The organism is Campylobacter showae CC57C (assembly GCF_000344295.2).
GTDB lineage: Bacteria > Campylobacterota > Campylobacteria > Campylobacterales > Campylobacteraceae > Campylobacter_A > Campylobacter_A showae_B.
Genome location: NZ_AOTD01000105.1, coordinates 1 through 988, shown reverse-complemented (window position 1 = coordinate 988; position 988 = coordinate 1). Strand labels below are relative to the sequence as shown.

The following is a 988-nucleotide window of genomic DNA, read 5'->3' as shown; positions in this document are numbered from 1 at the left end:
AGCTTTTACCTTTTTAGCGCCGTTTTTTTATCAAAAAAAGGAACAATAATGCAATTTTCAAAAATACTTCTTGGCGCGCTTCTAGCTAGCGGCCTATATGCTAGCGACAAAACCATCACCGTAGGCGCATCTCCCGTGCCTCACGCAGAGATTTTAGAAGAGGTCGTAAAGCCGATCCTAGAAAAAGAAGGCTACAAACTCGAAGTTAAAATCTTTAACGACTACGTGATACCAAACCTCGCCGTCGAAAACGGTGAACTTGACGCCAACTACTTCCAGGGCCTACCGTATATGAAGTCGTTTAATAAAGACAACGGCACCCACATCGTACCGACCGTGGGCGTTCACGTCGAGCCTATGGGTGCGTATTCTAAAAAGATAAAAAGCCTAGACGAGCTAAAAGACGGCGATATCATCGCTATATCAAACAACGCCGCAGACTCGACGCGCTCTATAAATTTGCTCGAAAAAGCCGGCATCGTAAAAGCTAAAGAGGGCGAATACAAATCCCCGCTCGATATCATAGAAAATCCGAAAAATCTCAAATTTAAAGAGATGGAGTCCGCACAGACGCCCCGCTCTTTAGATGACGTCGCGTTAGTCTTTATCAACGTAAACTACGCCCTAGACGTTGGCCTCAAGCCAACCAAAGACGCGCTGATCCTCGAGGATAAAGATAGCCCGTACACCAACTACGTAGCGACCAAGGCCGGCAACGAAAACAATCCAAAAATCAAGGCTCTAGATAAAGCGATATTAACTTCAGAGGTTAAAGACTTTATCGTAAAGCGCTACCAAGGCGCGGTGATACCGAGCTTCTGATCGCGTCAAATTTGACTCGTTTGTTCAGTAAAATTTAGTTTTAAAGTCGAGACAAGCGTTTTAATGTAAATTTTATGGCTCAAATTTGACGAAAAACCGAAAATAGTCGAGAAGAATCTCCAACAAATAAAACGGTGTAAAAGCTTTTACCTTTTTAGCGCCGTTT

1 protein-coding gene is annotated in these 988 nt (G+C 43.6%); it reads left to right on the top strand.

Annotated features, from left to right (window positions below):
• Nucleotides 1–48: 48 nt before the first annotated feature.
• Entirely contained in the window at nucleotides 49–822 is a 774-nt protein-coding gene (locus H740_RS04025) for a MetQ/NlpA family ABC transporter substrate-binding protein (protein WP_034957234.1), read from the top strand.
• Nucleotides 823–988: the final 166 nt, after the last annotated feature.

Bases quoted from the DNA above. Each gene is read 5' to 3' on its own strand.
- H740_RS04025 (WP_034957234.1), top strand. From the start codon at position 49: ATGCAATTTTCAAAAATACTTCTTGGCGCGCTTCTAGCTAGCGGCCTA.